The organism is Cupriavidus nantongensis, from assembly GCF_001598055.1.
GTDB lineage: Bacteria > Pseudomonadota > Gammaproteobacteria > Burkholderiales > Burkholderiaceae > Cupriavidus > Cupriavidus nantongensis.
The window spans coordinates 716826-743705 of record NZ_CP014845.1; the positions used below are offsets into that span (position 1 = coordinate 716826).

General features: G+C 69.8%; 24 protein-coding genes. 4 read left to right on the plus strand and 20 right to left on the minus strand.

Features of this window, described 5'->3' with window-relative positions:
• Nucleotides 1-246: 246 nt before the first annotated feature.
• From A2G96_RS24495 to A2G96_RS24530, 8 genes are all read right to left on the minus strand, one after another.
• Nucleotides 247-1479: a CaiB/BaiF CoA transferase family protein gene (locus A2G96_RS24495; RefSeq protein WP_062802799.1), complete on the minus strand. Its 1233-nt coding sequence runs from the start codon at nucleotides 1477-1479 to the stop codon at nucleotides 247-249.
• Between the two features lies 1 nt (nucleotide 1480).
• Nucleotides 1481-1900 (minus strand): PaaI family thioesterase, encoded by a 420-nt coding sequence (locus A2G96_RS24500; RefSeq protein WP_062802800.1) that lies wholly within the window; start codon nucleotides 1898-1900, stop codon nucleotides 1481-1483.
• Nucleotides 1897-2880 (minus strand): tripartite tricarboxylate transporter substrate binding protein, encoded by a 984-nt coding sequence (locus A2G96_RS24505; RefSeq protein WP_062802801.1) that lies wholly within the window; start codon nucleotides 2878-2880, stop codon nucleotides 1897-1899. Before A2G96_RS24505 ends, A2G96_RS24500 begins: the two co-directional genes overlap by 4 nt.
• Nucleotides 2881-2912: 32 nt before the next feature.
• Nucleotides 2913-3716, minus strand: coding sequence for an enoyl-CoA hydratase/isomerase family protein (locus tag A2G96_RS24510; protein WP_062802802.1), 804 nt, complete (start codon nucleotides 3714-3716; stop codon nucleotides 2913-2915).
• A gap of 9 nt (nucleotides 3717-3725) precedes the next feature.
• A complete protein-coding gene (locus A2G96_RS24515) occupies nucleotides 3726-4490 on the minus strand; it encodes an SDR family oxidoreductase (protein WP_062802803.1) in 765 nt (254 codons plus the stop codon).
• A gap of 1 nt (nucleotide 4491) precedes the next feature.
• On the minus strand, nucleotides 4492-5637 hold the full coding sequence (locus A2G96_RS24520; protein ID WP_062802804.1) for a thiolase family protein: 1146 nt from the start codon (nucleotides 5635-5637) through the stop codon (nucleotides 4492-4494).
• Nucleotides 5638-5667: 30 nt separating this feature from the next.
• Complete coding sequence (locus A2G96_RS24525; protein WP_062802805.1) at nucleotides 5668-6021, minus strand: Zn-ribbon domain-containing OB-fold protein; 354 nt, start codon at nucleotides 6019-6021, stop codon at nucleotides 5668-5670.
• A 146-nt stretch (nucleotides 6022-6167) separates the two neighbouring features.
• Nucleotides 6168-7097 (minus strand): LysR family transcriptional regulator, encoded by a 930-nt coding sequence (locus A2G96_RS24530; protein ID WP_062802806.1) that lies wholly within the window; start codon nucleotides 7095-7097, stop codon nucleotides 6168-6170.
• Nucleotides 7098-7851: 754 nt separating this feature from the next.
• Between A2G96_RS24530 and A2G96_RS24535 the strand changes: the two genes are divergently transcribed.
• Complete coding sequence (locus tag A2G96_RS24535; RefSeq protein WP_062802807.1) at nucleotides 7852-8625, plus strand: SDR family NAD(P)-dependent oxidoreductase; 774 nt, start codon at nucleotides 7852-7854, stop codon at nucleotides 8623-8625.
• Here the strand turns inward: A2G96_RS24535 and pdeM are convergent.
• The 8 genes from pdeM to A2G96_RS24575 form a co-directional block, all read right to left on the minus strand.
• Nucleotides 8610-9329 (minus strand): ligase-associated DNA damage response endonuclease PdeM, encoded by a 720-nt coding sequence (gene pdeM / locus A2G96_RS24540; RefSeq protein ID WP_062802808.1) that lies wholly within the window; start codon nucleotides 9327-9329, stop codon nucleotides 8610-8612. The two genes, A2G96_RS24535 and pdeM, sit on opposite strands and share 16 nt — an antisense overlap.
• Nucleotides 9326-12031 carry a ligase-associated DNA damage response DEXH box helicase gene (locus A2G96_RS24545; protein ID WP_197672319.1) on the minus strand — a complete coding sequence of 902 codons (2706 nt, stop codon included), beginning with the start codon at nucleotides 12029-12031 and terminating at the stop codon, nucleotides 9326-9328. Before A2G96_RS24545 ends, pdeM begins: the two co-directional genes overlap by 4 nt.
• Nucleotides 12028-13701: an ATP-dependent DNA ligase gene (locus A2G96_RS24550; RefSeq protein ID WP_062802809.1), complete on the minus strand. Its 1674-nt coding sequence runs from the start codon at nucleotides 13699-13701 to the stop codon at nucleotides 12028-12030. The genes A2G96_RS24545 and A2G96_RS24550 overlap by 4 nt, the downstream gene beginning before the upstream one ends.
• A complete protein-coding gene (locus A2G96_RS24555; RefSeq protein WP_417926440.1) occupies nucleotides 13698-14801 on the minus strand; it encodes a ligase-associated DNA damage response exonuclease in 1104 nt (367 codons plus the stop codon). The genes A2G96_RS24550 and A2G96_RS24555 overlap by 4 nt, the downstream gene beginning before the upstream one ends.
• 368 nt (nucleotides 14802-15169) lie before the next feature.
• Nucleotides 15170-16615 (minus strand): NAD(P)/FAD-dependent oxidoreductase, encoded by a 1446-nt coding sequence (locus A2G96_RS24560; RefSeq protein WP_062802811.1) that lies wholly within the window; start codon nucleotides 16613-16615, stop codon nucleotides 15170-15172.
• 16 nt (nucleotides 16616-16631) lie between these two features.
• Nucleotides 16632-17033 carry a nuclear transport factor 2 family protein gene (locus A2G96_RS24565; RefSeq protein ID WP_018008487.1) on the minus strand — a complete coding sequence of 134 codons (402 nt, stop codon included), beginning with the start codon at nucleotides 17031-17033 and terminating at the stop codon, nucleotides 16632-16634.
• 140 nt (nucleotides 17034-17173) lie between these two features.
• Nucleotides 17174-18736 (minus strand): MocR-like pyridoxine biosynthesis transcription factor PdxR, encoded by a 1563-nt coding sequence (pdxR, locus tag A2G96_RS24570; protein ID WP_062802812.1) that lies wholly within the window; start codon nucleotides 18734-18736, stop codon nucleotides 17174-17176.
• 67 nt (nucleotides 18737-18803) lie between these two features.
• Entirely contained in the window at nucleotides 18804-20240 is a 1437-nt protein-coding gene (locus A2G96_RS24575) for an amino acid permease (RefSeq protein ID WP_062802813.1), read from the minus strand.
• Between the two features lie 334 nt (nucleotides 20241-20574).
• Between A2G96_RS24575 and A2G96_RS24580 the strand changes: the two genes are divergently transcribed.
• Genes A2G96_RS24580 through A2G96_RS24590 form a run of 3 tightly spaced genes read left to right on the plus strand, consistent with a single transcriptional unit; the run spans nucleotide 20575 to nucleotide 24218 of the window.
• Complete coding sequence (locus A2G96_RS24580; RefSeq protein ID WP_062804123.1) at nucleotides 20575-21423, plus strand: IclR family transcriptional regulator; 849 nt, start codon at nucleotides 20575-20577, stop codon at nucleotides 21421-21423.
• Nucleotides 21424-21471: 48 nt separating this feature from the next.
• Nucleotides 21472-22500 (plus strand): AAA family ATPase, encoded by a 1029-nt coding sequence (locus A2G96_RS24585; RefSeq protein ID WP_257734377.1) that lies wholly within the window; start codon nucleotides 21472-21474, stop codon nucleotides 22498-22500.
• Entirely contained in the window at nucleotides 22497-24218 is a 1722-nt protein-coding gene (locus A2G96_RS24590; protein ID WP_062802814.1) for a cobaltochelatase CobT-related protein, read from the plus strand. The genes A2G96_RS24585 and A2G96_RS24590 overlap by 4 nt, the downstream gene beginning before the upstream one ends.
• Before the next feature lie 13 nt (nucleotides 24219-24231).
• On the opposite strand, the gene A2G96_RS24595 is transcribed toward A2G96_RS24590, so the two are convergent.
• From A2G96_RS24595 to A2G96_RS24610, 4 genes are all read right to left on the minus strand, one after another.
• A complete protein-coding gene (locus A2G96_RS24595) occupies nucleotides 24232-24561 on the minus strand; it encodes a 2Fe-2S iron-sulfur cluster-binding protein (RefSeq protein ID WP_062802815.1) in 330 nt (109 codons plus the stop codon).
• 33 nt (nucleotides 24562-24594) lie between these two features.
• Nucleotides 24595-24912 carry a hypothetical protein gene (locus A2G96_RS24600; RefSeq protein ID WP_062802816.1) on the minus strand — a complete coding sequence of 106 codons (318 nt, stop codon included), beginning with the start codon at nucleotides 24910-24912 and terminating at the stop codon, nucleotides 24595-24597.
• Nucleotide 24913: 1 nt separating this feature from the next.
• Nucleotides 24914-25249, minus strand: coding sequence for a 2Fe-2S iron-sulfur cluster-binding protein (locus A2G96_RS24605; RefSeq protein ID WP_062802817.1), 336 nt, complete (start codon nucleotides 25247-25249; stop codon nucleotides 24914-24916).
• Nucleotides 25250-25312: 63 nt separating this feature from the next.
• The gene (locus A2G96_RS24610; RefSeq protein ID WP_062802818.1) at nucleotides 25313-26848 is read right to left on the minus strand and encodes a hypothetical protein; all 1536 of its coding nucleotides are present in this window, start codon (nucleotides 26846-26848) and stop codon (nucleotides 25313-25315) included.
• Nucleotides 26849-26880 lie beyond the last annotated feature (32 nt).

Sequence of the window (26880 nt, forward strand, 5' to 3'; positions counted from 1 at the left end):
AAGCCCGGTATCGTAAGGACGAGGCTAGCCCCGGGCCCTGCTGTACCATCGCGCTCGTTGGCGATGGCGTGCGTCGATGACGGCCCGGCAGGCCTGGTGCAATCGGAACCCGCACGATTGGGCGCGGCCCTATCACTCTATTCAGATATCAAGCGGATACAAGGGGCTTAACAAGACTTAACAGGCCCGTGTCTTCGCGTGGGATGCCGGGAGGGCAGTGCAGCGCGGCGATGATGTGTGAGCAGTTCATGGTCCCGCAGCCGCCAGGCGCCGCTCGCTGGCATCGGCGCACTGAATGGCGCCTTGCTTTTCCAGTGCGTCGATCTGCGACGGGCCGTAGCCCAGTTCGGCCAGTACAGCCTTGGTATGCTGCCCGCACGCCGGTGCCGGTTGCGCTGGCAGCGCGTTTTCCTGTGCGCTGTTGATCGGGAATCCCGGCATCCGGATTTCGCCGAGCGTGTCATGCCGGACGCGCTGCAGCATGTGATTGGCAGCCACCTGTGGATGCGCCATGACATCCTCGTAGGTCGCGACGCGCGCGCAAAGGATGTCGGCGTCCTTAAGAACGGCGAGCCAGGCATCGGTCGGCCGCTTGACGAACTCGCTGGTCAGCGCCTCCACCATCGCCGCCCGGTTAGCCACGCGCAGCGGCGAGGTGGCAAAGCGCGGGTCGTCGGCCAGCTCGCGCCGGCCCAACACCTCGCACAACCGGCGCCAGCGCTCCGGCATGTAGGCGGCCACCATGACCCAGCCGTCGGCAGTGCGGAAGGCCTGGTTGGGCGCGGAATAGGGCGCCGCGCTGCCTACGCGTTCCGGCAGTTTGCCGTCGGCGCAATAGCTGGTAATGGACGACTGCTGCAGCGCCAGCGCCGCATTGAGCAGGTTGACATCGAGATGGCCGCCCAGGCCGTCGCGCGCGCGCTGCGCCAGCTTGGCCAGCACGCCCATGCAAGCCACATAGCCGGTCATCACGTCGACCACCGGTGCCTGCACCTTGCACGGCTCGCTATCGGGCAGGCCGATCAGGCTCATCAGGCCGGAATCCGCCTGCATGATGCCATCGACGCCAGCGCGATGCGCATACGGCCCCTGCTGCCCGTAGGCGGAGATAGAACAGTAGATCAGCGCGGGGTGGGCCTGGGCCAGTCGGGCGTGGCCAAGGCCGAGGCGTTCCATCACGCCCGGGCGCATGCTTTCCACCACGATGTCGGCGCTCGCGATCATGCGACGTGCCACCGCGACGCCGTCGGCCGACTTGAGGTCGAGCGCCACGCCTAGCTTGTTGCGGTTGAAGCCGTGGAACAGCGCGCTGTCGTCGCCGAGCCAGCCTGGGCCGAGCCCGCGGCCTAGCTCGCCGCCGGGCGGCTCCACCTTGATGACCCTGGCGCCCATATCGGCCAGCAGCATGGTGCAGGTAGGCCCGGCGCCGATCTGAGTAAAGTCGATGACGGTCAGGCCGTCCAGTGCGTCGCGCAACATTTCATGCCTCCGGAAGGGTGCGGGATCGTTTGAACGTGCCTTGCGCGGTGGCTACCAGCACGCCGGCATCGGTGGTCAGCTCCGCCGCGGCGAAGTACAGGCTCTTGCCGGCGCGTGTGAGCTGCGCCGTCGCGCGCAGCCGCCCGGCGCTGGCCTTGCTGAGATAGCTGATCGTCAGCATCACCGTGACCGCGTGGCCCAGTGCGCCGTCAGGGCCGACGGGCAGCCCGGCGTAACCGCAGGCGGCGTCGAGCAGGGTGGCCGTCACGCCGCCCTGCACGCTGCCCTGGCGGTTCAGGTGGCGCGGCTCAAGCTCGAGCTCGAAGGTGCAGCGGCCGTCGCCGACACTGGCCAGGCGAATGCCCAGGTAGTCCAGCAGCGGGTTGTCCGTTGGCGGTACCGTGGCGGGATGCGCGTTCATAACGCCACCTTGATGCCGTTGTCCTGGATCAGCCGCTGCCAGCGCGCCAGGTCCTTGGCGATATGGGCCTTCAGTTCGGCCGGCGACGAGACCTGCGGCTCGAAGCCTTGCCGGGCCATCTGCTCGGCGATGTCGGGGGACTTCAGCGCGGCGACCAGCGCGGCGTTGAGCTTGTCGACTACCGCGCCGGGCGTGCGCGACGGCGCCAGCAGGCTGTACCACAGCTCGGCGTCGTAGCCGGTCACGCCGGCCTCGGCGAAGGTGGGCAGTTCGGGCATCAGCGCCGTGCGCTTGTTGCCGGCAATGCCCAGCGCGCGCAGCTTGCCGGCGCGCACATACTGGATCGCCGAAGCAATGGTCGCAAACGAGACCTGCACCTGGCCCCCCATCAGGTCGGTGATCGATGGCCCGGTGCCGCGATACGGGATGTGCAGCAGTTCGGTGCGATTGAGCTTGGCAAAGACTTCGCCGGCCAGGTGCTGCGGCGTGCCGTTGCCCGGGCTGCTGTAGCTCAGCTTGCCGGGGTTGGCGCGGCTGTACTGGATGAAGTCCTGCAGCGTGCGGAACGGCTGGTCCGGATTGGCCACCAGCATGATCGGCACCGCGGCGATGCGCCCCACCGGGGCGAAGTCGCGCTCGATATTGAAGGGCAACTTGGTGCCGAGAAAGGGGTTCATCGTGACCTGGCTAGAGGCAATCACCAGCGTATAGCCATCGGGTGCCGCGTGAGCGACGAAATCGGTGCCGAGGTTGCCGCCGGCGCCGGGCTTGTTCTCGATCACGATGGTCTGGCCCAGCAGCTTGCCCATTTTGGGCGCGATCAGCCGGGCCAGGATGTCGTTGCCACCGCCGGGGGCGAACGGCACCACCAGCGTGATCGGCTTCTGCGCGGGGAAGGGCACCTGCGCCGCCGCGCCCAGCGCAGTGGCCGACAGCATGGCAGCCAGCGCCATGCGTGCGTATCGGGTCATGCCAGTCATGGTCTGTCTCCTTTCGATGGGTTTTCGAACGCTCAACGCCCGGTGAAACGGGGCTGGCGTTTCTCGGCGAAAGCCTGTCGGCCCTCGATACGGTCGGCGGTATCGCGCAGCACGCCCCAGTAGAGTTCGGTGAGCTGCTGCGCGTCGGCTTCGCCAAGGTGGCTAGTCTGGCGCGACAGCCGCTTGACCGCCTGCACCGCCAGCGGCGCATTGGCCGCGATCCGCGCGGCGAGCGCCAGCGCGCGGTCGAGCAATACCTGGGGCGCCACCGTCTCGCTGACCAGCCCGATGCGGGCCGCGTGTTCCGCATCGATCCGCTCGCCGGTCAGCACCATCTGCATCGCGTGCGCCGCGGGCACGGCCTTCAGCAGCCGGTGCAGTCCCGAGACCGCGGGGATCGAGCCGACCGCCGCTTCGGGCAGGCCGAAGCTCGCCTGTGCCGATGCGATCCGCACATCGCATTGCAGCGCCAGCTCCAGGCCCGCGCCGAGGCAGTGGCCGTTGACGGCGGCAATCAGCGGCTTGCACAGGTCCAGGCCGCCCAGGTCCATCAGGCGGATATAGAGCCCGAGGTCGGCGGCCGGCTCCGTGGCGCGGAACAGCGCCTGCGCGTAGCTGGCTGGCGACTGGCGCGTGCCTTTCAGGTCCGCACCCGCGCAGAAGGCGCGCGTGCCGGCGCCGGTCAGCACCGCCACACGCAGGTCGTCGCGGTCGCGCACTTCGGCCAGGTGGTCGCGCAGTTCACGCAGGGTGGGCACGTCCAGCGCATTGAGCGCGTCGGGCCGGTCGATGGTCAGCACCGCGACCGCGCCTTCGAGATGGCGTCGTACAGTCATGGCGCCTCCTTATACGCTGGGCGACGACAGGCTGCGCCCACCGCAGACATAGAGCACCTGCCCGGTCACATACGATGCGCGCGGGTCGAGGAAGAAGCTGACCGCATTGGCGATATCGTCGGCGGTGCCGATGCGCTGCACCGGCACCGATTTCTGCAAGCGCGCCTGCACGTCCGGCGCAAAGCCGCGGAAAAGCGGGGTATCGACGATGCCGGGCGCCACGGCGTTGACGGTGATGCCCTTGGCCGCAAACTCGATCGCCAGCGAACGCGTCAGGCTGACCACGCCGCCCTTGGCCGCGGCATAGTTGGCCTGCCCGAACCCGCCCAGCCACGCGCGCGACGAGATATTGACCACGCGGCCGTAGCCGCGCTCGACCATGCCCGGCAGTGCCGCGCGACAGCACAGGAATTGCGAGCGCAGGTTGGTATCGACGACCAGGTCCCAGTCTTCGTCGCTCATCTTCAGGAAGCGCATGTCGCGCACCGCGCCGGCGTTGTTGACCAGGTAGTCGATGCGGCCAGTGCGTGCGAGCACCTGCGCGAAGGCGTCGTTGACCGCCGCCGAGTCGGTCAGGTCGGCGCTGGCGCCGAAGGCATTGAAGCCCTCGGCAACCAGCGCGCCGACGGCGGCATCGAGCGCGGCCGCGTCGCGGTCGAGCAGGGCCACTGCCAGGCCCTGGCGCGCCAGCTGCGTGGCGATGCCCAGGCCGATGCCGCGCGCGGCACCGGTCACCACCGCCACATGCGCGGAATCGAAGTTTTGTGTGCGCATCTCAGACACCCAGCAGGTGGACGGACGAGGCGGCGTGGTCCACGCCCGCGATGCCGCCGCCGGTGCATTGCGTCAGGCCGATGCGGGCCTCCGCCACCTGGCGTGCGCCGGCGCGGCCCTGCAGCTGCCACAGGATCTCGACCATCTGCGCCACGCCGGTGGCGCCGAGCGGATGGCCCTTGGCCAGCAGCCCGCCGCTGGGATTGACCGGCACGCGCCCGCCCAGCCGCGTCGCGCCGGACTTGAGCAGCGCCACGGCATCGCCGCGCGGCGCCAGGCCGAGGGCTTCGTAGTAGAGCAGCTCGGCGATGGTGAAGGCGTCGTGCAGCTCGACCACGTCGACGTCCTGCGGCCCGAGCCCGGCCTGCGTGTAGGCCTGGCGCGCGGCGCGCGCGGTGATCTCGGCATCGAGGATGTCGTCGTCGGCTTCTTCGCGCATGCCCGACACCACCACCGACGACAGCACCTTCACCGGCCGCGCCTGCGCCGGCCGCTGCGTACTTAGCACCAGCGCGGCGGCGCCATCGACCTGCGACGGGCAGCATTGCAGCAGCGTCAGCGGGTCGGCGATCATGCGCGAGGCCAGCACTTCTTCGACCGTGGTGGTGTTGCGCTGCTGCGCATACGGGTTGAGCGACCCGTGGTGGCGGTTCTTGACCGCGACCTCGGCGAGGTCGGCCGGGCGGGCGTCGCGCTCGTAAAGGAAGCGCGTGCCGCGCATCGCATAGACCGCGGGCAGCACCATGCCGGACCTGGCATAGAGCTCGGTCTTGTGGTCGTTGCGCTGCAGCGGGATGGTGCCGCCGCCGAGCGCGGTGAGCTGCTCGATGCCGAACACCAGCACCGTGTCGTATTGCCCGGCCAGCAGCGCGTGCCGCGCCAGGTGCACGCCGGTGGCACCGCTGGCGCAGGCGTTCTCGACGTTGTAGACCGGGATCCCCTTGAGCCCCAGGTCGCGCACGATCAGCTGGCCGAGGATCATGCCGCCCAGCACGTTGGCGCAGTAGACCGCCTGGATGCGGCCGGCCGGCACGTCGGCGTCGGCCAGCGCCTTCAGGATGGCCTGTTGCGCCAGTTCCGGCGCCAGCACGCCGGGATGGCGGCCGAACGGCGTCATCGCGCCGCCGTGGATGTAGATGTCCTGCATGGTGCTTACCTTTTCCCTTCTCTCGATCGTTCAGGCCGTGACGGCTTCGAACACATAGCCAAGCTCGGCGTCATGCCGCGGCGCGTAGCGCGCGCCGATGACAGGCCGCGCCGTGCCCAGCAGGCGGCCGAAGATGCGTACCGGGCCGACGAAATCGACATAGCCGAGCGCGTACGGCGGCTGCCCGGTCTTGGGCGCGGGGTGGATCACGGTATAGCTGTAGAGCGTGCCCGTGCCGGTGATGGCGACGCCTTCATGGCCCTCGGCCAGTGGCGAGTCTGCGGGCAGCGCCGGGAAGATCCAGGCGCCGGTGGCGCGCTCGCGCGAGGCAAGCAGATGGGGAACGGGTTCCGCGCTCCAGAGCGGATAGGGCTGGTCTGACATGGCTGTCTCCTGCGGTTGGGCCTGGTGTAATGGTTGTCGCCGGCGGGCCCTGCGACAAACGATATTTCAGGCGCTTTCGCTTGAGGAAAAGTCAAGCGACAGGCGAAGACAAGGCATGAGCGGGGAGCCAGCCGGGTACGGACGTCTCAGTCCACCAGCCCCACCAGCCGCGACAGCGACTGCTCCGCGCCGCGCGAGGCCGCCACTACAAAGTCGATGAAGCGCCGGACCCGCACCGGCATCTGGCTGCGGTGCGGGTAGTACATGTACAGCCCGACCTGGCTGCTGCTGTATCCGGGCAGGATTGCCCTGAGCCGTCCGCTGACCAGGTCGGCATGGACCATGTAGGCGGGCAGCTGGCCGATGCCGATACCGGCGCGGACCGCCTCGACCTCGGTTTCCACATCGTTGAAGCTGGCCACGGCCGGCAGCTCCTGGTACACCAGGTTGCCGTCCACCTGTAGTTCCCACGGCACCATGCGGCCGGTGGCGGGGCGGCGGAAGCCGGTGCACTGGTGCCGCGGCAGGTCGTCGAGCGTGGCCGGCTCGCCGTGCCGCGCCAGGTACTCCGGCGCGGCGCAGATCACCAGCGGCAGGTCGCACAGGCGCCGCGCGACCAGGTTCTGGCCGGGGCTGGTGCCGACGCGGAAGCCCACGTCGATCCTGGCTTCGACCAGGTCGGTGAAGAGGTCGCTCAGCACCACGTCGAAGTCGATGCCGGGATGCTGGTCGCGGAAGCCCTTGACCAGCGGCACCAGCACGCGGCTGCCGAGCGACGGCGGCGCGGTCAGGCGGATCAGGCCGTCGTCGTCGCCGCGGCTGGCACGGACCTGTTCGAGCGCTTCGTCGAGCTGGCGCATGCCGGGCGCGGTCAGCTCGAACAGCCGTGCGCCTTCCTCGGTCAGGCTGAGCTTGCGCGTGGTCCGGTGCAGCAGGCGCACGCCCAGGTGGGCCTCTAGCGAGCGCACCGCCTTGCTCGCCGCCTGCGGCGTGACACCGGCCTCGACCGCGGCACGCCGGAAACTGCCTGCGCGCACCACGCCGAGGAAGAGGGTGAGGACCCGGGCCTTGTCCATGACTGGAAATCGGAGGTTGGCAAGACGGCCATCATAGCGCCAGTGACGACGGGATCGACGGGATGGCCCTGGTGTGCCATCGCGCCCGGTTCGAAGGACGACTACCGCATTGCAGCGCGCATGCTGGGGCGCAGCACGCGGGACCAGGCCGCCGGCCGATGCGCTGTGGCAACTGCCACAGCTACCGCGGGCCGCAGTGTCATCCGTTTGTAATTAAGACCCTGGCCTTCCTTGTAATCCGTGGATTCTTGGCGCGCGCAGCGTGTGCTGGCGCCTGCAATGGTCGCTGGTGCGCCGCCCGATGCACCGGTAAACCAAGGCACGAATGTTGCGGCGGATCCTGGCAGCGATGGGTATATCGCTGGCCCGAGCGTCATGTGACCGGGTCGACCATCCACCCGCCACAAGGCGTCGGTTGAGGCCGCGTCGGGACCTCTGGAACAAGGAGAGCTGTCATGAATATCGTCTGGCTTGTTGGAGCCGTAGTCATCATTCTCGCGGTACTCAGCTTCTTCGGCTTGCGCTAGGCCACATCGCGTAGCGTACCGCGCAGCGCCACCGGCACGACTGCCGCGGCGTGCGCGTACCGCGGCATCGCGTAATGCCCTTGCTGCAGTGCGGCGTGGCAGCGCCACGCCCGCTCCTCTGTTTCCCTTTCCCCGAGCAATTTCATCTGTTCCGACGACGAGCTTTTGCGCCTGTCCTGCCAACAATGTGCGGCCAAGACAGCGACAAACCATCCGAGGAGACAGACATGAGCACGCATCCGTTCGACCTGACCGGCAAGGTGGCACTGGTGACCGGCGGCAATGGCGGCATTGGCCTGGGCATCGCTGAAGGACTGGCCGCGGCCGGTGCCGATATCGCGATCTGGGGCACCAACGCGGACAAGAACGCCGCCGCCGCGGACCGGCTGGGACGGCACGGGCGCAAGGTGCATACGGAGCTTTGCGACGTGGGCGACGAGCAGGCGGTCGATGCCGCGATCGCGCGCACGGTGGCGGCGCTGGGCCGCATCGACGGCTGCTTTGCCAACGCCGGCGTCGGCAGCGGCAGCAAGGCTCCGTTCGACCAGCTCGAGACCGAGGCCTGGCGCCGCACCTTGCGGGTCAACCTGGACGGCGCCTTTTTCACGCTGCGTGCGGCAGTGCGGCAGATGCTGGTGCAGGGCGAGGGCGGCGTGCTGTGCAGCACGGCCTCGGTCGCCGCCATCGAAGGCGCGCCGCGCGCCGAGCACTACGCCGCCACCAAGGGCGGCGTGATCTCGATGATGCGCGGGCTGGCCGTCGAGTATGCGCGCAAGGGCATACGCGCCCATTCGATCCTGCCGGGCTGGATCAGGACCGAGATGACCAGCGCGGCGCAGGGCAACGATGCCTTCCAGGAGATGGTGCACAAGCGCGTGCCGATGCGCCGCTGGGGCGAGGGCAGCGACTTCGCCGGCATCGCGGTCTACCTGATGAGCCCAGCTTCGGCCTACCACACCGGCGATACCTTCGTCATCGACGGCGGCTATACGTTGTTCTGACCGCTGTTCTGACGCCTGGGGCCCACCGGCCAGACCCTGCCGCCGCCGACCACATAGGCGCGCTCGTCGGCCTGCGGCCGCACTGTGGCATGGCCGGTGAAGGCGCCGAACGCGGGCAGGATGGCGCCGCGCGGCCCGAACAGGAAGCACGGCAGGCGCAGGCTGTCGGCGCCGCTGCCGCGCAAGCGGCAGGCCGGGTGCAGGTGACCGGCGAGCACATAGCCGAGCGGTGAAGTGCCGGGCATATGGCACAGCGCGAACGGCCCCGCCACCGCCGGCTCGGACACCACGGCAATCTCGAGCGACGCGGGCGGGTCGCCCGCGCGCGCGTCGTGGTTGCCGCGCACCAACGTGCAGCGCAAGTGCGCCGGCAATTCTTGACGCCAGTCGTACAGCGCCTGCAATACCGACGGCGTGCGCGACGCGCGCGCGTGCAGGAAGTCGCCCAGGAACACCAGTTCGTCGACCGGCAGCTGCCGCACCAGGCGGGTCAGCACTGCGAGGTTGTCGCCGGTAGTGCCATGCGGCACCGGCTGCCCCAGCGCGCGGAACGCCGCGGCCTTGCCGAAGTGGACGTCGGCCACCATCAGCATGCCGGCCGCCGGCCACCACAGCGCATGTTCGGGCAGCAGCCACAGGGTCTCGCTGGCGGCAACCACCGCCATCGCGCCACCCTGCTCCAAAGTGCGGGCGTCGGGATTCATAGCAGCGGCAACGGCTTCGACGGCTTGCGCGGACGCCGCGGCCGGCGCGCGGTGCGGGCGGACGGGCCGGCATGGTCGGCCATGCCGAAGCGCGCGGCTTCGGCCACGGCATCGGCCATCATCCCGGCCGGCATGCCCGCGGCTTCGCCGGGCTCGGGCCCGGCCGCCAGTTCCAGGTCGGCCAGCATCCGGGCGATGCGATCGGCGAGCTTTTCGGTGCTGAGCTTCTCGCGCAGGAATTCCACCACCAGCGGGAACGACAGCGGCGTGGGCCGCTTCAGCGCGTGCAGGTCCAGCTTCAGTGCGGACAGCCGCTCCAGTGTCGCGGCGAGCCGGTGCGCGTCCAGCTCCTGCATCAGCACTTCGCGTTCGGCCTGGCCCAGCAGCAGGTTGCCGGGGTCGTGCTTGCGGAAGACCTCGTAGAACAGGCTGGATGATGCCTGCAGCTGGCGCGCGCTCTTGGGCGCGCCGGGGTAGCCCTGGAAGATCAGCCCGGCGATGCGGGCAATCTCGCGAAATCTTCGCAACGACAGCTCGCCGGCGTTGAGGCTGCCCAGCACGTCGGCAGCCAGGTCGCGCCGGCGCTCGTCGGCCAGGACCTGCGGCAGCCAGCGGGCCCAGTCCACCGGCGCCGACGCCAGCAGTTCCAGCCCGTAGTCGTTGACCGCCACCGAGAACGTAGCCGGCACCTGTTGTCCCAGCCGCCATGCCAGCAGGCTGCCCAGGCCAAGGTGGACCGAGCGCCCGGCGAACGGATAAAGGAACAGGTGCCAGCCTTCGCGAGATTGCAGCGATTCTGCCAGCAGGGTATGGCGCGACGGCAGCGCCGACCACTGCGCCTGCAGGTCGACCAGCGGCTGGATCAGCGGCAGCTCGGGGGTGTCGCGCAGATCCAGCCGGCCCGCCGCGGCGGCGGCGAGCGTGTCGATCACGGCCTCGGCCAGCTCGGTCGACATCGGCATCTTGCCGCCGTTCCAGCGCGGCACCACCGGGCGCCGGCCGGTGGCGCGGCGCACGAAGGCGGTCATCTCCTGCACCCGCACCAGTTCGAGCAGCCGGCCGCCGAACAGGAAGCAGTCGCCGGGCGCGAGCCGCGCGATAAAGCCTTCTTCCACCGAGCCCAGCGAGGCGCCGCCGCTGCCGGCGCGGCTCCAGTAGCGCACCTGCATGGTGGCATCGCTGACGATGGTGCCCACGCTCATGCGATGGCGCCGTGCCAGCCCCGCGTCCGGAACGCGCCAGACGCCTGCCTCGTCCGGCACCGCGCGGCGGAAATCCGGATACGCCGACAGCGTGGCGCCACCCTGGCGCACGAAGTCCAGGCACCACTGCCATTCCTCATCGGTCAGGCCGCGGTAGGCCCAGGCCGAGCGCACCTCGGCCAGCAACGCTCCGGGCCGGAAGCCGCCGCCCAGTGCCACCGTCACCAGGTGCTGCACCAGCACGTCGAGCGGTTTGTCGGGCGACTCGCGCGCCTCGATCCGGCCTGCCTGCACCGCGTGCCGCGCGGCCACGGCCTCGACCAGTTCCAGGCTGTGCGTGGGCACTACCGTCACGCGCGAGGCGCGGCCGGGCGCATGGCCGGAGCGCCCGGCGCGCTGCAGCAGGCGCGCCACCCCTTTGGGTGAGCCCACCTGCAGCACGCGCTCCACCGGCAGGAAGTCGACGCCAAGGTCCAGGCTGGAGGTGCACACCACCGCGCGCAGCGCGCCGTTCTTCAGGTTCAGCTCGACCCATTCGCGCACCGCACGGTCGAGCGAGCCGTGGTGCAGGGCAATCTCGCCGGCCCAGTCCGGCCGCGCGTCGAGCAGCGCCTGGTACCACAGCTCGGCCTGCGAGCGCGTATTCAGGAAGACCAGCGTGGTGCCGCCGTGCGCGAGTTCTTCGACCACATGCGGCAGCATCGACAGGCCCAGGTGGCCGGCAAACGGGAAGCGGCTGGCACTGTCGGGCAGCAGGGTATCGATCACCAGGGTCTTCGGCGTATGGCCGTGCACCAGTACGCGCCGCTCGCCGGGCACGCCGCTCAGCAGCACGTCGGCCGCGTGCGGCAGGTTGCCGAGCGTGGCCGACAGCCCCCATACCATCAGCGCGGGCTGCCATTGCCGCAGCCGCGCCAGCGCCAGCTGCACCTGCACGCCGCGCTTGTTGCCGAGCAGCTCGTGCCATTCGTCGACCACCACCATGCGCACGCGCCGCAGCGTGTCGTGCGCGTCGGCACGGGTCAGCATCAGCGTCAGGCTTTCGGGCGTGGTCACCAGCGCGGTCGGCAAGCGCCGCTGCTGCGCCGCGCGCTCGGCGCTGCCGGTGTCGCCGGTGCGCAGCGCCACGGTCCAGTCGAGATCCAGCTCGGCCAGCGGCGCCTGCAGCGCACGCGTGGTGTCGGCCGCCAGCGCGCGCATCGGCGTCAGCCACAGCACGGTCAGCGGCGGCGCGGGCTTGTCGTGCGACGGGGCCGCGCGCGGCGTGGCGAACGCCATCAGCGCGCCGAGCCACGCCGCATAGGTCTTGCCGGTGCCGGTGGTGGCGTGCAGCAGCCCGCTCTGCCCACGCGCGATCGCGGTCCAGACTTCGCGCTGGAAGGCGAAGGGCTGCCAGCCGCGCGCGTCGAACAGCGCCTGCATGCCCTGGGCCACGGTCAATGGAGGCGGGGTGGGCGCCGGATCGATCGCGGGCTGGCGCGCGGCGCGCGGCGGGTTCATGCCGCATCCTCCCGCGGCGCGCCGGGGACCGGCAGCATCGCTTCGAGCGTGGCCAGCGTATCGGCCTCGTCGATCGGCTTGTCGGTGCGCCAGCGCAGCATGCGCGGAAAGCGCACCGCGATGCCGCTCTTGTGGCGGCCGCTGCGGGCAATGCCTTCGAAGCCGAGCTCGAACACCTGGGTCGGCTCCACGCTGCGCACCGGCCCGAATTTCTCGACCGTGGTGCGGCGGACGATGGCGTCGACCGCGCGCATCTCGGCATCGGTCAGCCCGGAATAGGCCTTGGCGAACGGCACCAGCGTGCGGCCCGGCGTACCTGGCGGGCCGTTCCAGACCGCGAAGGTGAAGTCGGTATAGAGGCTGGCGCGGCGACCGTGGCCGCGCTGCGCGTAGACCAGCACGGCATCGATCGAGTAAGGGTCGATCTTCCACTTCCACCAGACCCCGACATCCTTGGTGCGGCCCGCGCCATAGGCCGCGCCCGCGGCCTTCAGCATGAAGCCCTCCACGCCCAGCTCGCGCGAGGCGTCGCGCAGGCGGGCATAGTGTTCCCAGCTGTCGGCCTCGACCAGCGGGCTCAGTTCCAGCGCGGGGTGGACGTGCGCCGCCACCACCTGTTCCAGCTGCGCACGGCGCTCGGCTTGCGGGCGGGTGCGCCAGTCCTCGCCCTGCCACTCGAGCAGGTCGTACGCCATCAGGAGCGCCGGTGCTTCGCGCAGCAGCCTGGTGCTCAGCGTCTTGCGGCCGATGCGCTGCTGCAGCAGCGCGAACGGCTGCACGCGCCCCTGCTGCCAGATCACGATCTCGCCGTCGAGCACGGTGCCGTCCGGCAGCGGCGCGGCGGCCTGCTGCAGTTCCGGGAAGCGTTCGGTGATCAGCTCCTCGCCGCGCGACCACAGCCAGGTCTGGCCGCCGCGCCGCACCAGCTGGGCGCGGATGCCGTCCCACTTCCACTCGACCAGCCACGCGCCGGGCGCGCCCAGCACGGTGTCGAACTGCTCGGCCGGGGCCTGCAGCGGATGGGCCAGGAAAAACGGATACGGCTGGCCGCCGGCGCGCAGCGCGCGGTCGTCTTCGTCCTCGGGCGCAAGCAAGGCCAGGAAGCGCGCCGCGTCGGGGCGCGCCGACAGGTCGGTGTAGCCGACCATGCGCTCGGCCACGCGCTTGGGGTCGATACCGGCCACCTCGCCCAGCGCGCGCGTCACCAGCAGCCGCGACACGCCCACGCGGAAGGCGCCGGTGATCAGCTTGAACAGCACCAGCCGGCCATGCGCGTCGAGCGGGCGCCACAGCGCATCGAGCCGCGGCTGCAGTGCTTCCGGCGGCAGTCCGCGCAACGGCAGCAGCCGCTGCTCGACCCATTCGGCCAGGCCGGCGTGATCGGCATCGCGCGGGTCCGGCAGCAGCAGCGCGATGGTTTCGGCGAGATCGCCGACCGCCTGATAGCTTTCCTCGAACAGCCAGTCGGGCAGGTCGGCGGCCTGCCGTGCCAGGTCGCGCAGCAGCGATACCGGCACGATCTGGCGCGGCTTGCCGCCCGCCAGGAAATAAACGGCCCACGCGGCATCCTCGGGCGGCGCGGTGCGCAAGTAATCGACCAGCGCGGCCAGCCGGGCCTTGGTCGACGTGGTGCCGTCGAGCGCGGCGTAGAGGTCGGCAAAGGCCTTCATGGTGCGGCCTCTTCGTGGCCCGCTTCGCCGGGCACCGCCGGGTCCGGGCGCGCGGCTTCATCGTCGTCGCCGTACTCGGTGTCGAAGGCCTGCGCCTGCCAGCCGCGCTCGCCCAGATAGCGCACCATCACCGGCACGTTGCCGTGGGTCACGATGATGCGTGCGGCGCCGGTGGCGCTGATCGCCTGCAGCAGTCCGGGCCAGTCGGCATGGTCGGACAGCGCAAAGCCGCGGTCGACGCCGCGCCGCCGGCGCGTGCCGCGCAGCTGCATCCAGCCGCTGGCGAAGGCGTCCGAGGCATCGCCGAACCGCCGCAGCCACGGCGAACGCTGTGCCGATGGCGGTGCCACCACCAGCGCCTGGCGCAGCAGCGGGCTGCGCGCCGGCAGTTCGGTGGCCAGCGCCATCGGCGGCAGTGCGACGCCGGCCTCGGCATAGGCCGCGTTGAGCTGCGTCAGCGCGCCATGCACGATCACCGGGCCGGGCATGCCATCGGCGCCGGCATGCCGCAGCAGGCCGTGCAGGATGCGCTGCGCCTTGCCGAAGGTATAGGCGTAGACGATGCTGGCGCGCCCGGCGCGGACGTTGGCCTGCCACCAGTCGAAGATCTCGGCCATCAGCGTCGCCTGCGGCGGCCAGCGGTAGATCGGCAGGCCGAACGTGCTTTCGGTGATGAAGGTATCGCAGGGCACCGGCTCGAACGGGTCGCAGGTGCCGTCGGCTTCCAGCTTGTAGTCGCCGGAGGCCACCCAGACCTGCCCGCCATGCTCGAGCCGCACTTGCGCGGAGCCCAGCACGTGCCCGGCCGGATGCAGGCTCAGCGTGACGCCGTGGTGGGTGATGCGTTCGCCGTAGCGCAGGGTATCGAGCTGGATGCCGGGCAGCCGCGCCAGCAGCACGCCGCGGCCGGGCGCGGCGCACAGGTAGTGCGCATGGCCGAAACGGGCGTGGTCGGAGTGCGCATGCGTGATGACGGCGCGCTCGACCGGGCGCCATGGATCGATGTAGAAATCGCCGGGCGGGCAATAGAGGCCTTCCGGCCGGGCGACGATCAGGTCGCCGGGGCGGGCGGAATCCGGGAGCGGCCGGGTGGTGTCCAAGCGTGCCTCCTGATGCACTGCGGCCGACGCGGCCGCGATGCTCCCGCGGTGGGAGACCTGGGCATCATACTGCGCTAAGCCGCGCGGTGTGGAGGCGGTGGGGGCTGGTTCGGGTGTCGGTGGGGGTCTGACAATATGCAGGCCGCGGAGGCCGTGCTTCGGCGCAACCGCGCTGATGGTTTGCTCCCCTCTCCCGCGTGCGGGAGAGGGGCCGGGGGAGAGGGCGGGCGCTGGCAATAGCGACGGGGGGCACTTCGTGGAGGCTTCGGCCCTCTCCCCCAACCCCTCTCCCGCCGGGCGGGAGAGGGAGCTATCACGGCGGGCGGCAGGGAATGGCGAGCGTTTGCAGCCGGCAGCCGCCAGACGGCTTACAGCACGTCGTCCTTCAGGTGATACCAGTGATACAACACCCGCTGCCCCAGCCTCCGGAACGGCGCGAACATCTGCGATTCCACCATCTCGCGCACGTTCGGGAACGGCAGCGGCGAGCCGAAGATCGGCAATTCCGGCAGCGCCGACGACTTGCCGGCGATCAGCGCGGCCAGGCGCTTGCCGGCCTGGGCGGAATACATCACGCCGTTGCCGCCGTAGCCCATGGCGTAGTAGATCGACTGCGCCGGGTCGGGCTGGGTGATGCGCGGCATCATGTCGTGGCTGACGTCGACCCAGCCCCACCACGAATAGTCGATCTGGATGCCCTGCAGCGCGGGGAATTTGCAGTGCATGTCGGCGATCAGCTTCTGCTTGTACTGGTCCTGCGGCGCGTCGTTGCCGGTAATCGCGCTGCGGCTGCCGATCTGCAGGCGGCCGTCTGGCATCAGCCGGTAGTAGTGGCGCAGGATGCGGGTATCGGTAATGACCTGCGTGGTGCGGAAGTTGCACGCGGCCAGTTCGTCGGCGGTGAGCGGGCGCGTGACGATGGAGTTCGACAGGATCGGGAACAGCCGGTTCTTCAGCTCGCGGTGCAGCGACTGCGAGGTGTAGCCGCCGGTGGCCACGCCCACGGCGCGGGCGCGCACGATGCCGCCCGGGGTGCGCAGGTAGTGCACGCCATTGCGCGTTTCCCAGCCGGTCACGGGGCTCGATGGATGCACCTTGGCGCCGAGTGCGCGCGCGCGGCGCAGGTAGCCGAAGGCGAGCTTGCCGGCATGGATGCCGATGCCTTCGGGCTCGTGCATGGCGCCGGCGGCTTCCTTGTCGTCGACGTATTCGCGCCGCACGGTGTCGGCGTCGAGGATGCGCGCGTCGTAGTTGAAGACCTCGCGCAGGATCTTCGCTTCCTTCTCCAGCGCGGGCATCACCTTGTCGCGGTGCGCGATGTACAGGTGGCCGCCGGGCTGCGGATCGCAGTCGATGTCCTTGATCAGCCCCTTGAAGGTCTCCATGCCGTCGCAGACCTCCCGGTGCAGGCGCAGCGCGGTATCGAGGCCGTAGCGCTGGATCCACTGCGAGCGCTTGAGCCGCCCCGACGCGCATTGCGCCTGGCCCCCATTGCGCGTGCTGCAGCCCCAGCTGACGCGGTTGGCCTCGAGCACCGTGGCCTTGATGCCGTATTCCTGCGCCAGGAAGATGGCGCAGGTCAGGCCGGTGAAGCCCGAGCCGATGATGGCGACGTCGACGTCGATATCGTGGATGATCGGGCCGTCGTCGGCGGGCGGCTCGCCCGCGGTGCCGATCCAGTAGGTCGGCGCGTATTCCCGGCCGTGGCCGGGCGTGGGCGTGTGCAGCGGATCGTAGGCGGGGTCGTACGGCCGGGTCGGGGCGGTCGACTGCTCGCCGGCCAGGAGGCTGCTGCGGGGAGCTACGGCTTGCATGGCGCGTCTCCTCGCTTCAGGCTGCGGCTACCACCGGCGGGCGGTCCTTGCGGTAGGCGTTCTTCACCGCGATCTTGCCGCCGCGGAAGGTGAACACGTCGACCATGCGCGCCTCGATGCGGGCGCCGTCGGCGCGGGTGCCGCGGAAGGTGGATTCGCTGACGCCGCGGTCGCCGACGACGAAGTGGTCGCCATCGACCCACTGCGCATCGGGGAAGGTCTGCCAGGCCAGCTGAAAGCCTTCGCGCACGGCCTCGCGGCCGACGAAGCTGCGGCCCAGCAGGTCGGGGCCGGCGACGCCGTGGAACACGCAGTCGTCGGCCATGCAGGCCATCAGCGCGTCGATGTCGTGGCGGTTCCAGGCGTCGTTGAAGGCTTGCAGCAGTTCGATGCCGGCGGCGGTGTTGTCCTTGGACATGGCTTGGTCTCCGTGAGTGTTGTGGGCCGGTCCGTGGGGAACCGGCCATGACTCGAGCATAGGGAAACCGGCCGCGGCGCTGTAGCGCCAGTTCGGGACTATCGCTTGGGCCAGCGGCGCGGGCGCGGCCGCGGCACCGCTCAGGCCGCGGGGCGGGCCCGGGAAGTGACGGAGGCGGGGGACGTTGCACCGCCGGCGGTGGCCTGCAGTTCACGCGCGACGCCGGCCAGCACGCGGATGCCGGGCTCGATGCGGTCCAGCGAGATCGACGAGTAGCCCAGCCGGAAGCCGTTGCGCGGCGCGGGCTCGGCCATGAAGAAGACGCTGCCGGGCTCGATCAGCACGCCCTGCAGTTCCGCCAGGCGCGCCAGCGCATCGGCGTCGAGCCAGGACGGGCCTTCGATCCAGCAGGAGGCGCCGCCGGCGATCGGCACCGCGCGGAAGTCCGGCATATGCGCGGCCAGCGCCGCCAGCACCGCTTCGGCGCGCTCGCGGTGCGCGGCGGCGAGCCGGCGCAGGTGCGCGTCATAGTGGCCCAGCGACAGGAACAGCGAGAACGCGCGCTGGATATACGCCGACGGGTGCCGCAGCATCAGCCGGCGCGCGCCGCGCAGTTCGGCGATCAGCGCGGCGGGGCCGACGATGTAGCCGATGCGCAGGCCCGGCGCCAGGCTCTTGGACAGGCTGCCGACGTAGATCACGCGGTTGCTGCGGTCCAGGCTCTTGAGCGTGGGCGTGGGGTCGCCCTCGAAGCGGCTCTCGGCCTCGTAGTCGTCCTCGATCAGCACGAAGTCGGCTTCCTCGGCCTGCCGCAGCAGCGCCTGGCGCCGCGCCAGCGGCATGGTGACGGTGGTCGGGCACTGGTGGCCCGGGGTCACGTAGACGTAGTCGCAGGCGCGCTGCGCGTCGGACAGCGTCAGGCCCTCGCCATCGACCGGCAGCGGCACCAGGTTCGACGTGTGCGAGCCGAAGATATTGCGCGCGTCCGGATAGCCGGGGTCCTCGATGCCCACCGGCGTGTCGGGACTGACCAGCAGGTCGGCCAGCAGGTACAGCGCCTGCTGCGCGCCCACGGTGATCACGATCTCGTCGGTGCCGGCCCAGACCCCGCGGCGCGGCAGCACGCGGGTGCGGATCTGCTGCACCAGCGACTCGTCGTCGCGCAGGATCATGTCCTGGGCCCAGTCGTGGATGTCGAGCACGCTCAGCGCCTTCAGGCAGCATTCGCGCCAGTCCGCGGTGGGGAACAGCGCCGGGTCGTACTGGCCGTAGATAAAGGGGTAGGGATAGTCGCGCCAGTTGGCGCGCTTGACGATATTGCGCTGCTGCGTGGGGCGGAACACGAAGCGCCGTTCCCAGTCGGGCTCGCCGGCGCGCGCCGGCACCGGCTCGCCGCGCAGCGAGGCCACGCCGCTGACGCGGGTGCCGAGGATCTCGGGGTTGACGAAGTAGCCGCTGCGCTCGCGCGCGACCAGGTAGCCTTCGTCGACCAGCTGCTGGTAGGCCAGCACCACGGTGTTGCGCGCCACCCGCAGCTGCGCCGACAGCTCGCGGCTGCTGGGCAGCGGCTCGCCTTGCGGCAGCTGTTCGTCGAGGATGGCCGAGACCAGCATCTGCCGGATCTTGCCCTGCAGGCTCAGGCCCGAATGCACATGCTGCTGGAACAGTTGCGACCAGAGGGTGGTGGGAGACTTCAGGCTCATGGGGCAGGGGGCGTTTGCCGAATGGCGAAGCGCGCCAGCATACTGCACTGGCGCGCCGCGCGGCACATCAATACTTGTGGAGGTCAGGCCTTGGCATCTCGGCCAGCGGCACTACCGGCTCGGCGCCACGGCGAAACAGTTGCCGCGCGCCGTAGGCAAGCAGCAGGATCAGCAGGCTGATGACCCCCAGCGCAAGCGGCGTGCGCTGGTCGGGGATAAAGCCCATTGCCACCACGATGCCAAGCATGCCGAGGATCGCCACATAAGTGAGATACGGGTAGCACCACATGCGCACGCGCAGCTGGCCCGGCGCCTCGCGCTCCAGCCGCGACCGCAGGCGCAGCTGCGAGATCGCGATCAGGATGTAGACGAAGATCGCCACCGTGCCGTACGAGTTCACCAGGAAGGCAAACACCGTATCCGGCGAGACATAGGACATCACCACCGCGCCGTAGCCGAACAGCGTCGCCACCAGGATCGCGCGTACCGGCACGCCGTTGCGGCTGACGCGGGCCAGCGACTGCGGCGCGTCGCCGCGGCGGGTCAGCGCAAACAGCATGCGCGACGATGCGTACAGGCCCGAGTTGAGCGCCGACAGCACCGCGGTCAGCACGATCGCGTTCATGATCTGCGCGGCCGCCGGCACGCCCATCACGTTCAGCGCGCTGACGTAAGGGGTGCCGATGCTGGTGGAATTCCACGGCACCAGGCAGACCACCAGCAGGATCGAACCGACATAGAACACCAGCACGCGCGTGATCACCGAACTGGTGGCCTTGGCCACGGCCTTCTGCGGCTCGGCGGTCTCGGCCGCGGCGATGGTGACGATCTCGGCGCCGAAGTAGAAGCCGGTGGCCGCCACCGCGCCGGTCAGCACCGGCACGATGCCGTTGGGCATGAAGCCGCCGTTGGCGGTCAGGTTGGCCACCTCCATACCGTGCGACCCGGGGGCCAGGCCCAGCACGTAGACGCCGGCGACGAACAGGAACACCATGATCGCCGCCACCTTGATCGAGGCGAACCAGAACTCGAACTCGCCGAAGGACTTGACCGAGACCAGGTTGGTCAGCGTCAGCATCACCAGCAGCACCAGGCTGATGATCCAGTTGGGCACGTCCGGCAGCCAGTAGCGCACCAGGTCCGCGCCCGCCACCGCTTCCAGCGCCACCACGATGACCCAGAAGTACCAGTACATCCAGCCGGTCAGGAAGCCGGCCAGGTTGCCCACCGCCGGGCGATCGCGCCAGGCTTCGCGTGCATACTCGTAGAAGCCGCCGCCGCCGGGCATGGCGCAGGCCATCTCGCCCAGCATGCGCATCACCAGCACCACCAGCAGGCCGGTGATCAGGAAGGAAAGGACCGCGGCCGGGCCGGCCGACTTGATGACGACGCCGCTGCCGACGAAGAGCCCCGCGCCGATCACGCCGCCGAGCGCGATCATGGTCATGTGGCGTTGCTTGAGGCCGTGGGATAGTCCGTTGCCGGACGATGGTTGTTGCATCATGTTGTGTCTCCTGTGCTGCGCTTGCTGTCGGTACTGCATTGCAGCCAGTCCAGCGTTTAAGGCAGGCGCCACGGCTTCTCTTCGGTATAGGCGGCAGGGCAGTAAATGCCAGCCTGGGCCGTGGTCGTTCAGTATTTGCAATCCCCGGGCGAGGATGGCCTATCCGTACATGTCGACTTGTCTCCGGTGTTCGCTTAAAAAATGGAACCAGAAGTTCCAGAAAATTATCGTTTAACCGGAATGTAGGCCGTCTGCTCCGGAAGGTCAACCGGAAGTTTCGATAATTGATATGATTTGACTCTGAAAATGAAACTTACCTATGATGGAGCCAGGCATGAACGATATGCGCCTCGCCAAAAGTGAAGCCAGGCCGGACGGAGACACGCCGGCGCTGCGCTTGTTCGGCCTGCTCGAGGTCATCGCGGAGAAGGACCAGTCCTTCAACCTGCAGGCGCTGGTGGAAGAAACCGGCCTGCCCAAGCCCACGCTGCACCGGATGCTGCAGCAGCTCGAGGCGGCCGGACTGATCCAGCGCAACGGCGACGGGCGGCAATACGGCACCGGCCTGCGGCTGCGCCGGCTGGCGGAGAACCTGTTGCTCAACAGCACCTCGCATGGTGCGCGCCACATGGTGCTGCGCCGGCTGGTGGAAGAGGTGGGCGAGAGCTGCAACCTGACCGCGTTCTCCGGCGGCGAGGTGCTGTACCTGGATCGGGTCGAGACCGCGGCGCCGCTGCGCTTCTACCTGCATCCGGGTTCGCGCGTGCCGGCGCACTGCTCGGCCACCGGCAAGCTGTTCCTGGCGCAGCTGGCGCCGGCGCAGCGGCAGCGGCTGCTGGCCAACGTGGAGCTGGAACGCTACACGCAGAACACGCTGACCGACCATGCGCAGCTGGAGGCGGAACTGGAGCGCGTAAAGCGCGACGGCTACGCGATGGATGATGAGGAATTCCTGCCGGGGCTGGTGTGCATCGGCGTGCTGGTGCCGGCGGCCGACGGCGGCAAGTCCAACCTGGGGCTGGCGCTGCAGGCCCCGGTGATGCGCGTGGCGCGCGACAAGGCGGTGCAGCTGCTGCCCGCGCTGCAGCGGGCGGCGGCGGCGCTGGCGAAGATCGAGGCCGACAGCGCCGGCCACTGGCAGGGCGGCGCCGAGGCCACGGACGCGGCGGAAGAGGACGAATAGCGCACGGCGTCACGCGGAATTGCTCCGCTTGCCGCCGTGCCGATCGGCATGGATGGCGAGAAGCCACGAGGCAAAGAGGAGCACAAGGTGACGCAAGAGCAGTTTGGCAAGCCGGACCGGATGATTCCGGTGCGCAGCGCGTTCGGCATCGATTCCGGCCTGATGGTGCCGGCTTTCAGCCAGCGCGACGACCACGTGCCGGAGATCGATCCGGCCTACCGCTTCCAGCCCGAGGTGACGCTGGCGATCCTGTCGGGCTTTATGCGCGACCGGCGCGTGATGGTGCAGGGCCTGCACGGCAGCGGCAAGTCGACACATATCGAGCAGGTCGCCGCGCGGCTGAACTGGCCCTGCGTGCGCGTCAACCTGGATGGCCATATCAGCCGGCTCGACCTGGTCGGCAAGGATGCCATCGTGGTGCGCGACGGCCGCCAGGTCACCGAGTTCCAGGAAGGCATCGTGCCGTGGGCGCTGCAGCGCCCGGTGGCGCTGATCTTCGACGAATACGACGCGGGCCGGCCCGACGTGATGTTCGTGATCCAGCGCATCCTGGAGCGCGACGGCAAGTTCACGCTGCTGGACCAGAACCGCGTGATCCGCCCCCATCCTTCGTTCCGTCTCTTTGCCACCTCCAACACCGTGGGGCTCGGCAACGTCAACGGGCTCTATCACGGCACGCAGCTGCTCAACCACGCGCAGATCGACCGCTGGAACGTGGTGGCGACGCTGGACTACCTGCCGCACGAAGAAGAGGCCGGCATCGTGCTGGCACGCGTGCCCGAGCTGGACCACGCCGACGGGCGCGCGCTGGTCGACGCCATGGTGGCGCTGGCCGGCCTGACCCGGCGCGGCTTTGCCGCGGGCGATGTGTCGGCGCTGATGTCGCCGCGCACCGTGATCAGCTGGGCCGAGAACTGCCAGATCTTCCGCGACCCCGCGCTCGCGTTCCGGCTCACCTTCCTGAACAAGTGCGACGAGGCCGAGCGCCCGGTGGTGGCGGAGTACTACCAGCGTTGCTTCGGCGACCTGCCGGGCGAGGCCGCCGGCGTCGGCGCCGCGTCGGAGCCCGCGCAATGAATGCGGCGGCGCTCGCCCAGCGCTTGCGCCGGCGCCAGCGGCAGGATGAGCTGTCCGGCGCGGCCGTGCGCGCGCTCACCGGCGATGCCGCGCTGCATTTCCGCGACGGCCAGCTGTGGCGCGCGCTGCGCCCGGTGCCGCAGCATGCGCCGCACCTGCGCACCGACCCGGACACCGACACCGCCGCGTGCCTGCGCGGCGCCGCCGATGGCGCCGCGCTGCGCCAGGCGCATTCCGACGCCGCGCTGCATCGGCGGCTGTGTCCGGCCGATGCGGTCGAGCGCCTGGTGTTCGAGCTGCTCGAGCAGCTGCGCTGCGAGACCCGCCTGCCGCGCGGCATGGCTGGCGTCGAGGCCAACCTGCGCCATCGCTTCCGGGCGTGGTCGCGCGCCTTCCATCGTTCCGGGCTGACCGAAGGGCATCTCGGCATCCTGCTCTATACGGTGGCACAGGTGGCGTGGTCGCGCCTGAGCGGCGAGCCGGTGCTGGAAGACACCGAGGACCTGATCGAGGCCACGCGCGCCGCCATCGTGCCGATGCTGGGCACGCAACTGGCCGGGCTGCGCGCGCAACGCCACGACCAGGCCGCGTACGCCGTGCACGCGCTGGCGCTGGCGCGGGCGGTGGCGCAGATGATCCGCACCGAAGCGCCCGGGGCCGGCGAAGACGACGACTACGCCGCCTCCGCCGCGCGCGCCGGCTTTGCGCTGTGGCTCGACTTCGACGAACCGCCGGCCGAGGACTTCGCCCTGGCCGACAGCGGCCACAGCCGCGTGCTGGCCGACGCCACCGATGGCTACCGTATCTACACCACCCGCTACGACCGCGAAGTGCGCGCCGCCACGCTGGTGCGCCGCGCCTTGCTGGACGAGTACCGCACGCGGCTGGACGCACGCATCGCGCGCGCGGGCGTGAACATCGCCCGGCTGGCGCGCCGGTTGCGCGCCGCGCTGTCGCAGCCGCGCGTGGACGGCTGGTCGTTCGGCGAGGAAAGCGGCCGCATCGACGGCCGCCGACTGGCTCAGCTGGTCAGCTCGCCCGCCGAGCGCCGGCTGTTCCGCCAGGAAGCGCACAAGGCCCATGCCGATTGCGTTGTCGGCTTCCTGATCGATTGCTCCGGCTCGATGAAGGCGCAGGCCGAGCCGCTGACGCTGCTGGTCGACCTGCTCACCCGCGCGCTGGACCAGGCCGGCGTCGCCACCGAGGTGCTGGGCTTTACCACCAACGCGTGGAACGGCGGGCGGGCGCGCAGCGACTGGCTCGCGCGCGGCCGCCCGCAGCATCCGGGCCGGCTCAACGAAACCTGCCACATGGTGTTCAAGGACGCGCAGCGCAGCTGGCGCCGCGCCCGCACCGACATCACTGCGTTGCTGAAGGCCGACCTGTTCCGCGAAGGCGTCGACGGCGAGGCAGTGGAGTGGGCCTGCGCGCGCCTGCATGCCAGCGGCAAGGCGCGCCGCATCCTGGTGGTGGTATCCGACGGCAGCCCGATGGATACCGCGACCGGGCAGGCCAACGACGCCTGCTACCTCGACAACCACCTGAAGGCCGTGGTGGCGCGGCACGAGGCGCTGCGGGATGTGGAAATACTGGGGCTGGGGGTCGGCCTGGACCTGAGCCCGTATTACCGGCACACGCTCGCGCTGGATCTGTCGCAGCCGGTGGATATGGCGATGCTGGATGAGGTCGCGGGCTTGGTGGGGGCGAGGCGGCGCTAGCGGCGCCGCCCGCCTATACTTCGCTGGCGGCGGCCGGCTGCGGCCGCCCGGCCATCGCCTTCGGCTGCCACGACACCGCAATATCCCCGCTCATGAACGTCTGGCATGCCAGCCGGAAGCCATCGGCCAGCTCCGCCTCCGTCAGCAGCTTCCTTTCCTTCGGCTTGACCGCATCGGTATGCTCGCGGCCTTGCTCGATGCGGCACTTGCAGGTGCCGCACAGCCCGCCGCCGCATTTGAACGGGATGCCGCCCTGTTCGCGCAGCGACACGCGCAGCAGGTTGCTGTTGGCCGGGGCCGTGACGGTCTTGCCGTGGTTGGTCAGGAAGGTGATCTGGATCATGGCGATATATGCCTGATATGCAGGCGAAAGGCTTCAGGAGCGGCCGTCCGCGGCAACCGGCACGGGCACGAGGTCGATGTCCATGCTGCCGAAGCTGGCCAGCTGGCGCAGCGCGTCGCGGGCGGCCTCGAGCGTGGCGTACTTGTCGAGGAAACGGGTCGAGACCAGGTTGACGATGCCGGGCGGCGTTTCCTCCCGTATGCGGATCCTGGTATCGGCGGCAAGTTCGGCAATGACGAAGCGCGCGGTGGGCTTGCCGTAGAAGACGTAGTCGTAGGCCTCGACGGCGGTCATGCCGTCGGTGGGCTCGGTACGGAACTGGCCGGGGCGGCTGGTCAGCAGCACGAACATGTCAGGCCCCCGCGCTTGCCCCGGCCAGCGCGGCCGCGGCCGGCACATCGTCCTGGGCCAGTTCGATGTCATGCTCGATCCACAGCTGGCAGGCGAGGCGGTAGCCCTGTTCGAGCCGTTCGCCAAGCTGCTTCTTTTCCTTCCAGTTGGGCGGCGGCAGGTGCTCGGCACCGTTGATCACGCGGCACGCGCACTTCGAGCACTTGCCCATGCCGCATTCATAGCGCAGGTTGGGGTAGGGGAACTGCCGGATGCCGGCGCGGACCACCAGGTTGGTGTTGGGGCCGACCTCGTCGGTAAAGGTCTGGCCGAACTTGTGCAGGGTGACTTTTGGCATCGTTGGTCTGGGGCAAGGATCACGAAATCAGGACAGGGCAAATCGTCGCGGCGCAGCGCCGGCCTACCACAGCACCATCGCCGCCACGGTGGAGCAGGCCAGCCCGATCAGCACCGGGATCAGCAGCGCGCGCACCGCTTCGAGCACCGGCACGCGGGCAAAGCCGGCCACCGCGATCAGCGACGACCACGCCACCAGCGTGCCGCCGCCGGTCCAGACCGCGCCCATCTGGCCGACCGCCGCCAGCGTGGCGGGGTCGAAGCCGACCACCGGGCCCAGTGCGCCGGCCAGCGTGCCGGTCAGCGGCAGGCCGGCGAAGCCGGAGCCGTCGATGCCGGTGATCATGCCGACCAGCAGCACGCCGAACGCGACCAGCATGTGGTTGTCGGGGATCAGGTGCTGGTAGGCCTGGATCAGCTCGAACAGCAGGCTGGGCGCCTTGCCCGCCGGCAGGCCGAGGATATGCGCCGCGGTCTCGCCGGCGCCGACGAAGAAGAAGCCCGCGATCGGCAGCACCGAACCCATGGCCTTGAAGGCGAAGACGAAGCCGTCGGTGATGTGCTCCGGGCAAACGTCCAGCATGCGCCGCGGCCCTTCGGCGGCCAGCGTCGCCAGCATCATCAGCACCGCCGCGACCCCGCCCACCAGCGCGGCCGCTTCGCCGCCCTTCAGGTCATGCACGCCGGCGCCGAGCTTGGGCAGCACCATCACCGCGACCACCGCAAGAAAGGCCAGCGGCGTCACGATGGCAAAGCACTTGGACCACTTCACGCGCCGCCGCGCGACCATCGACAGGCTGGCTTCGATATTGCTGTCGGTGGCGAGCGGTTCGGCGTGGGCGGTGCCCTTGGCGATCTCGGCCTTGTCGAAGGTGATGCCGCCATCGATGGCTTCGGCGCTGCCGCCGGCGCGCGCCTGCCAGCGGTCGAGCAGCGTGCCGCAGGCCGGCACGATGTGCTTGCGCATCGACAGGTAGGCCAGGCACAGCGCAATGCCGCCGGTGATCAGCGACAGCGCCAGCGCGCGGTCGGCCACCACCGCGGCGCTGACCGCCGCGCCGGCGGCCTTGGCGCTGATGCCGGGCGCGACGCCGATCACATAGTCAGACGACAGCGCCATGCCTTGTCCGGCGATGGCAATCGCCATCGCGCCCGCCAGCGGCGGCAGCCCGGCTGCGATCGCGGCGGGCAGCAGGATGGCGGACACCAGCGGCACCGCCGGCGTCGGCCAGAAGAACAGCGAGATCAGGTAGGTGATGCCGGCCAGGATAAAGAACGCCGAATGCCCGTTCTTCATCACCACGCGGAAGGGCTCGACCATGCGGATGTCCGAGCGCAGCGTCTTGAGCGCGTTGAGCAGCGCCGTCATGAAGGCGATTACCAGGAAGATATTGAACAGCTCGCGCGCGGCCACCAGGCTGGCAGAGAACACCCCCGCCAGTGCCGACACCGGGCTGCCGGTCAGCGCAAACACGACCAGGGCGGTGCCGACGATCGACGGGACGACGACATTGGCGCGCAGGATCATCGTCAGCACGATGACTGCTACCCCTGACAGATAGATCCAGTGCGCGGCACCGATCACGACTTGTTGTGACATGAAGACTCCCTGGGGGCGGAGGGGTTTGGGGG